The sequence below is a fragment of the Nocardiopsis sp. CNR-923 genome, assembly GCF_001942255.1.
GTDB lineage: Bacteria > Actinomycetota > Actinomycetes > Streptosporangiales > Streptosporangiaceae > Nocardiopsis.
This window is the reverse complement of sequence record NZ_MKKC01000148.1, coordinates 1-7,602: the sequence shown is the minus strand read 5'-3', so window position 1 is coordinate 7,602 and position 7,602 is coordinate 1. Positions and strand designations below refer to the sequence as shown.

At 74.3% G+C, this 7,602-nt stretch carries 10 protein-coding genes and 1 pseudogene; 4 read left to right on the top strand and 7 right to left on the bottom strand.

Features of this window, described 5'->3' with window-relative positions:
* The 5 genes and pseudogenes from BJF83_RS30120 to BJF83_RS24885 form a co-directional block, all read right to left on the bottom strand.
* A pseudogene (locus BJF83_RS30120) lies at positions 1–1,954 on the bottom strand (hypothetical protein); the annotation flags it as partial.
* On the bottom strand, positions 1,954–2,352 hold the full coding sequence (locus BJF83_RS24900) for a MerR family transcriptional regulator (protein ID WP_075928241.1): 399 nt from the start codon (positions 2,350–2,352) through the stop codon (positions 1,954–1,956). The pseudogene BJF83_RS30120 and the gene BJF83_RS24900, both read right to left, overlap by 1 nt.
* A 79-nt stretch (positions 2,353–2,431) precedes the next feature.
* Positions 2,432–3,115, bottom strand: coding sequence for a TetR/AcrR family transcriptional regulator (locus BJF83_RS24895; RefSeq protein WP_075928240.1), 684 nt, complete (start codon positions 3,113–3,115; stop codon positions 2,432–2,434).
* A 38-nt stretch (positions 3,116–3,153) separates the two neighbouring features.
* Positions 3,154–3,933 (bottom strand): hypothetical protein, encoded by a 780-nt coding sequence (locus BJF83_RS24890; protein WP_075928239.1) that lies wholly within the window; start codon positions 3,931–3,933, stop codon positions 3,154–3,156.
* 88 nt (positions 3,934–4,021) lie between these two features.
* Positions 4,022–4,537: a hypothetical protein gene (locus BJF83_RS24885; protein WP_075928238.1), complete on the bottom strand. Its 516-nt coding sequence runs from the start codon at positions 4,535–4,537 to the stop codon at positions 4,022–4,024.
* Positions 4,538–4,592: 55 nt separating this feature from the next.
* Between BJF83_RS24885 and BJF83_RS24880 the strand changes: the two genes are divergently transcribed.
* Both BJF83_RS24880 and BJF83_RS24875 read left to right on the top strand, forming a co-directional pair.
* Positions 4,593–5,198: a TetR/AcrR family transcriptional regulator gene (locus BJF83_RS24880; RefSeq protein WP_075928237.1), complete on the top strand. Its 606-nt coding sequence runs from the start codon at positions 4,593–4,595 to the stop codon at positions 5,196–5,198.
* 101 nt (positions 5,199–5,299) lie between these two features.
* Complete coding sequence (locus BJF83_RS24875; RefSeq protein WP_143832081.1) at positions 5,300–5,485, top strand: hypothetical protein; 186 nt, start codon at positions 5,300–5,302, stop codon at positions 5,483–5,485.
* Positions 5,486–5,532: 47 nt separating this feature from the next.
* Here the strand turns inward: BJF83_RS24875 and BJF83_RS24870 are convergent, their stop codons facing one another.
* Positions 5,533–6,168, bottom strand: coding sequence for a DsbA family protein (locus BJF83_RS24870; protein WP_075928235.1), 636 nt, complete (start codon positions 6,166–6,168; stop codon positions 5,533–5,535).
* Positions 6,169–6,261: 93 nt separating this feature from the next.
* Between BJF83_RS24870 and soxR the strand changes: the two genes are divergently transcribed.
* Positions 6,262–6,711 (top strand): redox-sensitive transcriptional activator SoxR, encoded by a 450-nt coding sequence (soxR, locus tag BJF83_RS24865; protein WP_075928234.1) that lies wholly within the window; start codon positions 6,262–6,264, stop codon positions 6,709–6,711.
* 156 nt (positions 6,712–6,867) lie between these two features.
* Here the strand turns inward: soxR and BJF83_RS24860 are convergent, their stop codons facing one another.
* Positions 6,868–7,224 (bottom strand): hypothetical protein, encoded by a 357-nt coding sequence (locus BJF83_RS24860; protein WP_075928233.1) that lies wholly within the window; start codon positions 7,222–7,224, stop codon positions 6,868–6,870.
* A gap of 174 nt (positions 7,225–7,398) precedes the next feature.
* Here BJF83_RS24860 and BJF83_RS24855 point away from each other — a divergent pair.
* Positions 7,399–7,602: hypothetical protein (locus tag BJF83_RS24855; protein WP_187347216.1), on the top strand; the 204-nt coding region annotated here is incomplete at its 3' end.

Sequence of the window (7,602 nt, the reverse complement as noted above, 5' to 3'; positions counted from 1 at the left end):
GGGTTCCACCCTCCGCGACGGGCGGCTCCCGGTCGGCCAGCGGCCACAGCGGCGGGGACGCCGGTTCGGCCGGGTCGTCGACGTCCGGCGCCTCCACCTCGGGCAGGTCCGGCAGATCGGGGGGTTCTGCGGGGTCGAGGAGCTTTGGGGGATGCATGGGGCCTGGGAGGTCGTCGTGGTCCCAGGGGTGGGTGGTCTCCCCCAGGTCAGCGGACTCCGGAGCGTCAGGACGCTCCCCGGAGTGCACCGGGCCGGAGGGGTCGAGGGGCGCTGGCGGGTCGGTGAACCTCGGTAGATAGGCCAGATCCGGGAGGTCGCCGGGGTTCCTGACACCGGCCGGGTCATCGGGGTCATCGGGGTCCGCGGGGTCCGCGGGATCGAGGGGCTCGCCGGAGTCGGCGGGGATCGGCGGGTCGGCGGGTCGGACGGGAGCGGGGGGCTCCGACGGGTCGGCGGGCTCCCACAGGCCGACGCGTTCGGCGGGGTCGGCCGGGAGTTCGTACTCGGGGGGCAGCCATTCGGGTTCGGGTACCTCGTCCAGGTCCGCCAGGTCGTCGACGTCGGGAAGCTCGTCCACCCTCGGGAGGTCGTCCGCCCGGGGGCCCGCGGCTCCGTCCGCGAGCGGCGCGTCGCCCCCCGGGCCCGTGCCGGTCCGCGGCTCCTGCTCGGCGGGCAGGGCCCGCGCCTTCGGGTCGAGCCAGTCGCACAGCAGGTCGCGGCGGTCGGCGAAGGTGGGCGCGTTGGGAACTCCGCGGTCGCGCAGGTGCTCGGCGAGCACGTCGCCGCCCTCCTCGCGCAGGATCGTCACGAGGGACTCGGCCACCGCCAGGTACTCGGGGGCGGGCGGGTGCAGGAACGGCGATCCGGCGCCGTGGGCGGGCGGGCCGAACGCCACGTGCTGGCCGTCGCCCGTGCCCAGGACCGGTTCGTAGGTGGAGAAGGACCAACTCCACCCGGCGGCGGGGATGGCTCTGGGCGGGGTGAGCACGTCGCGCAGGACGCGGTGCACCCCCCACAGGAAACGGAGCTGGACCGCCTGCCACAGGTCGGCGTGGCGGTGGTCCAGGGCTATGTGGACCGGCAGGTCGGGGCGGGCGAGCGCGGCGGCCACGGCGCCGACCAGGACCGGTTCGCCGCGCACGGCGGCCTCCGCGGCGTGGCGGTCGCGGGTGCGCACGGCCCCGGGGGCGGCGGTGCGCTCCCAGGGCTCGGGGGTGGCCAGGGCGTCCATGGTCCGCCACCCGGGGCTGGGCGGACGGGTGGCGGCCGGCCTGGTGTGCGGGTTCTCGTGCAGTGACAGCACCCGGGGGAACGTCAGTCCGTGCGCCGGGCCGACGATCGCCCAGGCGTGCGCGTGGCGGACCTCGCCGGGCCACCGGTAGACGAGGGCGGCCTGCCCGTCGGGGTAGGCGCGGGCCCAGAGTGTCTCGGGGTGGTCGGCGGGGTCCGTGTCGGGCAGGGCCGCACGGTAGTCGGCGGTGAGCGCCGGGATCAGCCGGTCGCGCCAGGAACGTAACGCGGGCTGATCGTCCTCGGTGAAGGACGAGGCGGCCGGGCCTGGACCGACCCTGCCGAGGAGGGTCGGTTCGGCCCAGGCGAAGTGGATCTGATGGCAGGTGTTGTCGGGCAACTCGCCCCTCCCACGGGTGCGCGGACCGAGGCGGCGCGGCCGCTCGCCGCCTCTTTCCAAGGGAAGGTATCCGGTCTCAGGTAGGTGAAAACAGCGTGATCGCCCCCATGCGCGGTGTCGCGGGGCCCCGAGGAAGGTCTCGCTCTCGGGCCCCTCCACGCCCTCGACCCAGAACCGGTGGTTGTTCGAGGTGTCCACGAAGGTCCCGCCGGCCTCGACGAACCGGCCGAGCGGGGCGGCGTCGTCGTCGATCCCGCCGCCGAACGTCGTCGCGCCCAGGCACGGGGCGCCCACACGGCGGTCGCCGGCGACGGTGGTGCGCATCAGGAGGTCTCCTCGACCGGCCGGGGGGCGCTGTCGGCGGGGACGCCGACGTAGTGGTCGATCTTGTGCTGGATGGCCGCCTGGTTGGCGCGCAGTTCGGCGATCCGCTGGTCCAGCCGGTCCTGGTGGCGTCGCAGGACGTCCAACCGGTCGTGGCCGGTGTGGTCGCCCGCCTGGAGGAGTTCGGCGAACTCGCGCAGCCGGGCGATGGGCATGTCGGTGTCGCGCAGGCAGCGGATCAGGCCGAGGAGTTCGACGTCGTCGGCGCGGTAGCGGCGGTGACCGCTGGGGGCTCGGTCGACGCGCCGCAGCAGCCCCTCCCGTTCGTAGTAGCGGAGGGTGTCGAGCGTGAGGTCGAACCGTTCGGCGACCTCGCCGGGTGTGAAGTGGTCCCTCATGGGAGAAGCGTGGGGCCTGGAGCGCACTCCAGGTCAAGCGGTTCCCGTGAGCGCGTGCGGGCGTTGGTCGTCCACCGGCTCAGGAACCGCCCAGGATCGCGCCGACGACGGCTCCCGTGAGGTCGTCGGTGATCTCCTCCTCGCCGACCTCGGGGTGCTCCAGCCACCACTCACCCGCGGCCTGGACCATGCCCACGACGGCGTGCGCGACGATCTGGGCGTGCGCGAGGCCGGTGACGCGGCCCTCGCCGACCAGCTGCTCGGCGAGCTCCTCCCCCAAGCGGCGGACCATGAGGCCCAGGTCGCCGCGGGTCCGGGGGTCCTCGGCGGTGGCCCGGTCCATGAGGAAGCGGTAGAGATTGAGGTTCTGCGAGATCATCGACAGGTAGGCGCCGACCGTGGCGCGGGCGCGGACCTGGAGTTCGGTGTGCTCGTGCAGCTCGGCGCGGATGCGATCGATGAGGGGGTCGACGTGGCGCTGGGCCAGGGCCCGGTAGAGGCCGCCCTTGTCCCCGAAGTGGCGGTAGAGGATCGGCTTGCTGATCCCGGCCTCGGCGGCGATGGCGAGCATGGGGGCGTCGGGGCCGTCGCGCTGGATCACGCGGTCGGCGGCGTCGAGGATGGCGCGGCGCCGTTCGGGGTCGCGTCCGCCCCGCCCCCGGCCGCCCCGGCCGTGTCCGCGGGTGGGCGCCTCCGACGCGGGGGCGTCGGAGGCGTCGGTCGTGTCGGTCACGGCGGTGCGCCGCGTGAAGTCGATCGCCACAAGGGTTCACCGTAGCGCTTCGGCTGGTGAGGTGGTGATCATCTGCGGATCGCGATCCAGGTCGCGTGGGCTTGGGCGAGCAGTTCGCCGTCGGAGTCGTAGATCGCGCTGCCGGTGTGGGTCTTGCGTCCGTCGACGGATTCCAGGTGCCCCATCACCACGTACGTGCGGCCCACGCGCGGCGCCCGGTCGACGCGGGCGGTGATGCGGCCGAGGACGCTGGGGCGGCCGACGACGTCGCTGGACCACCCGCCGGGGCAGTCCAGGGCCGCCCAGGTCTGGGGCAGGGTGACGGCGCCTGAGCCGTCGCCGAGGTCGGTGTTCGGGGTCCAGGTGCAGGCCACGGTGTTGCCCTGGCCGTCGGGGCCGGTGGCCGGGCGCACCGATCCGGCGAAGAGGCGCAGGCCGTCGCCCTCGGGGCGGGCGGGGCCGCAGCTGTAGCAGCGGGGGAAGGGGTGCTCGGCCAGGCCGGGGTAGCGGTTCTCGGCGTCCTTGGCCTCGGCGGGGGTCACCGGGCCGCCGGGGACGGCGGGGCGGTCGGGGAGTTGGGCGGTCTGGGCCTCGGCGACGAGGCGGGCCGCGTCGGCGCGCTCGGGATCGGTCAGGCGCAGGCCGGTGGCGGGGTCGCCCTCCACGGTGAGCGGCCGGTCCAGGGGCGGCGGCGTGCGGAGGGTGACGGTGACCGCGGGGCCGCCCTCGGCGGTGAGGCGCGTGGCGAGCAGGCCGCAGGTGTAGCCGCCGTTGCCCGATCCGTCCGGTCCGTTGAACCGTGCGGGGATGGTGAGGGTGGGGGCGCCGTCGCCCGGAGTCTCGTTCATGTCTTCCAGCGTAGGAGAGGCGGTCCCCGCATGTCGTGCCGAGCGGTCGGTCGCGGGGCAGCGGATCCACCCGGGCCGGTGTCGCGGCCTATCCGGCCGCCGCTCCGGGCGCGGGCGGGCGCCGCGACGCCAGGGCGCGCAGCAGGCGCACGTACGGGCTCCAGCGGGCCGGGGCGCGGACGGTGCCGGTGAGTGCGCGCTCGGCCCGGTCGAGGCAGTCCTGTATGAGGGCGTCGTGGAGCCAGCGGAAGGCCAGAGGCCAGGTGAGGTGGGCGGGACCGCGCAGGCGCATGGAGACGAGGTGGCCCAGCACCGCCCCCGTGGAACCGTCGGGACGGACGGTGAACTCGTGGAACCCGTCGAATCCGCGCGGCGCCCCGAACCGGAAGCGCACCAGGCGTCCGGGAAGGTACTCCTCCACCGTGTAGCGGACGGGTCCGTGACCGCCCCTGGCGCCGGTGGTCAGCGGGCTGTCCAGGCGCATCGCGGGCCAGTCGTGGCGCGGCCAGAGGCGGTCGTCCGGCGAGGACAGTGTGTCGACCAGGGCTCCCACGTGCTCGGGAGCGACCGGCAGGCGACGTTCGTGGAGGTTGTGGACGGCCATACTCACTCCTTTTAGAGAGGTCTCTCTAAAAAAGGATAGGGCGTAGGGTCCGACCATGGGAAGGCCCGCACGCTTCAGTACAGACGACCTGGTCACGGTCGCCGTCGCGCTGGCCGCCGAGGGCGGACCGGCCGCGGTGACGATGGCGGCGGTGGCGCGCGCCGCGGGAGCGCCCAGCGGATCGCTCTACCACCGTTTCCCCAACCGACCCGCCCTCCTGGCCGCCGTGTGGCTGCACGCCCTGGAGTCCTTCCACGACGGGTGCCGCGCCGCGCTGTCCGCGCCGCGCCCCCTGACCGCCGCCGTGGACACCGCCCGGTACGTGCTGGAGTGGAGCGGGTCCCACCCGGATCTGGCCCGGATCCTGCTGCACCGGTCCGCCGACTTCCACGAAGCCGGGTGGCCCGAAGCCGACCGCGCGCGCCTGGGCTCGGCCAACGCCGAGATCGGCGAACTCCTGGCGGCGGTGGCGCGGGGGCTGCGCGAGCCCGGCGAGCCGTGGGACCGCGCGAGGGAACGGGTCGCCCTGGCCGTGGTGGAACTGCCCCTGGCGCTGGTCCGCCGCCACCTGAGGAGCGGTCGGGGCGTCCCCGAGGACGCGGCGCGGCTGGCGGCCGACTCCGCCGACCGCCTCCTGGCCCCGCGTCCGGCCACCGGCTGACGCCCCGGCGAGGGACCGGCCACGACGGCGTGCCGCCGGCCGCCCGTGCGCACCCGGCGGGACGTCCCGACCGCCCACGCCGTGACGACCCCCTCACCGACGTGACGCCGGCCGCCGTGTGGGCGGCGGTCTTCGTCCTGTTCTGCGCCGTGATCCCCATGGGCTTCGTGATCGCGGGCGTGCGCACCGGACGGTGGACGAACCACCACGTCCCCGACCGCGCGCACCGCCGCTGGCCCCTGGTCGTGGGCGCGGCGTCGGTGGCCGCGTTCGTCCTCCTGCGCTGACCGCGCCTCCGGACGCGGGGCCGGGGGCGCGGCGGCTCAGGTCCCGGTCATCGGACGGCCGCTCCAGCGCCCAGGAGCGCGAACAGCTCCTCCTCGGAGCGGTGCCCGCCGAGGACGCGGTCCTTCGCGACGAAGGCGGGGACGGACGTGATCCCGCGCTCGACCGCGGCGCGGTGGTCCGACTCGACCTCGGCGCGCAGGTCGTCGCCGGCCAGGAGCGCGTCGACCTCCTCGCCCGCGATCCCCCATCCCGCCGCCAGACGCCGCAGCACGGCCGGGTCGGTCAGGTCGTCGTTGGCGCCCAGGTGGGCGGCGAAGGCGTCGTCCCACACCTGGTGGGCGTCCGCGCCGCGCGCGGTCGCGTACTTCAGCAAGCGGTGCGCGGGGCGCGAGTCCACGTTCAGGGCCCGGTCCACGTCGATGGCCATGCCCTGGATCCGTGCGGTGGTCGCGACCCTGGACCGCAGCGCCTCCCATGCGCTCTCGTCCAAGCCCCACGAGGTCAGGGCCGCCTCGCGGACGGTCCGGAACGCTCGCTCCGGCCCCGCGGGCTCCAGCAGGAAACTGCGACGCTCGACCGCGACCTCGTGGTCGAGCCGGTCGAGCACGGACCGCAGCCGTCGGTGTCCCATCCAGCACCACGGGCACCTGACGTCGGCCCACACGGTGATCGTCGTCGTCACGTTCGCTCACACTCCCTTGCGCGATCGGTTCGACACCGAGCACACTTCATCAAGTTGACTTGAGGTCAAGGCGTGTGACGAAGGAGGTGGCGGGTGCCACAGTTGGATCCGGATCTGACGTGGCTCAAGCCGGGACAGGTCGCCGAGCGGGCCGGGGTCGCGGTGTCGGCGCTGCACTACTACGAGAGCCTCGGGCTCATCCGCAGCCGCCGCACCACCGGCAACCGGCGGGAGTACCGCCGGGACACGCTGCGGGTCATCGCGTTCATCCGCACGGCCCAACGCCTGGGCGTCTCGCTGAGACGGATCAGCGAGGCGCTGGACCAGCTGCCTCGGGAGGGGTTGCCGACCAAGCGGGACTGGGCCCGGATCTCCCGCCAGTGGTACGACGAACTCAGCGAGCGCATCGAGGAGCTGACCGCCCTGCGGGACCGGTTCTCCACCTGCATCGGCTGCGGGTGCCTGTCGCTGACGGCGTGCCCCTACTCGAACCCGGACGACGTCCTGGGCCTGGAGGGGGCGGGCGCGCGCCGCTTCCCCTGAGCGTCAGGGCGCCGGCGCCGGGACGGGCGGGCCGGCCGGTGGCCGCGGCGGATCTCGACGCGACGAAGGGCGCCGCCCCGGCGCTGCACCGGGGTCGGCGCCCTCCCTCGGACACGTCGTGCCTCGTGGCTGGGAACTTCCTTGGCGGTCGACGGTCTATCCGCTGATCTGCTGCGCGGAGACCTCGTGTCCCGCGTCCTGCGTCCCGATCTGGCCCTGCACGTTGTCGAGGTCGTTGACGTTGGTGTTGTCCACGTCCACGTGGTTGTGGATGTGGATGTTGATCACGGGGCGGGTGTCCGGGCGTGGACGTCCTCCCCCGCCGCAGCCGGGTCTGGGGTGGTAGCTGGGACTCGCACTCGACGAGGTGCAGAACTGCCCCGCGCCGTGCGGCCCCGCGCCGCTGCCGGCCGCGTCGAAGTGCGAGTCGGCCGTGGCGATCGCCGCTGGGCCGAGGGCCAGCGCCGGGGCCGCGACCCCGGTGACAAGAACACGGGTGATGGCTTTCCTCATGTGTGTCTCCCTCTTCGGAGACGGGGTGGCTTCGAACGGACCGCCCCGTCAGGGTGGACTCTGGCCTGGACAAGAAAGGGGCCCGCCCGGATGTCGAGCGGGCCCCCTGGTGACCCGGTGACCGTCGTCCGCGGACGTCACGGACCGGTCCCCGGTCGCGGCACCCCCTGGGGGATGTCCGTGTCCGGGTCAACGTCCGAGGTCGACCCCCACCTGCTCCTGCTCCTGCTCCTGCTCCTGGTCCTGCTCCTGCTCCTGACCCACTTCCTGGGTCACGTCCTGTTCGAGCTCCTGCTCCTGCTCCTGCTCCTGACCCTGCTCCTGCTCCACGGCCTGCTCCTGGCCCTGCTCCTGCTGCTCCTGCTCCTGGCCCTGCTC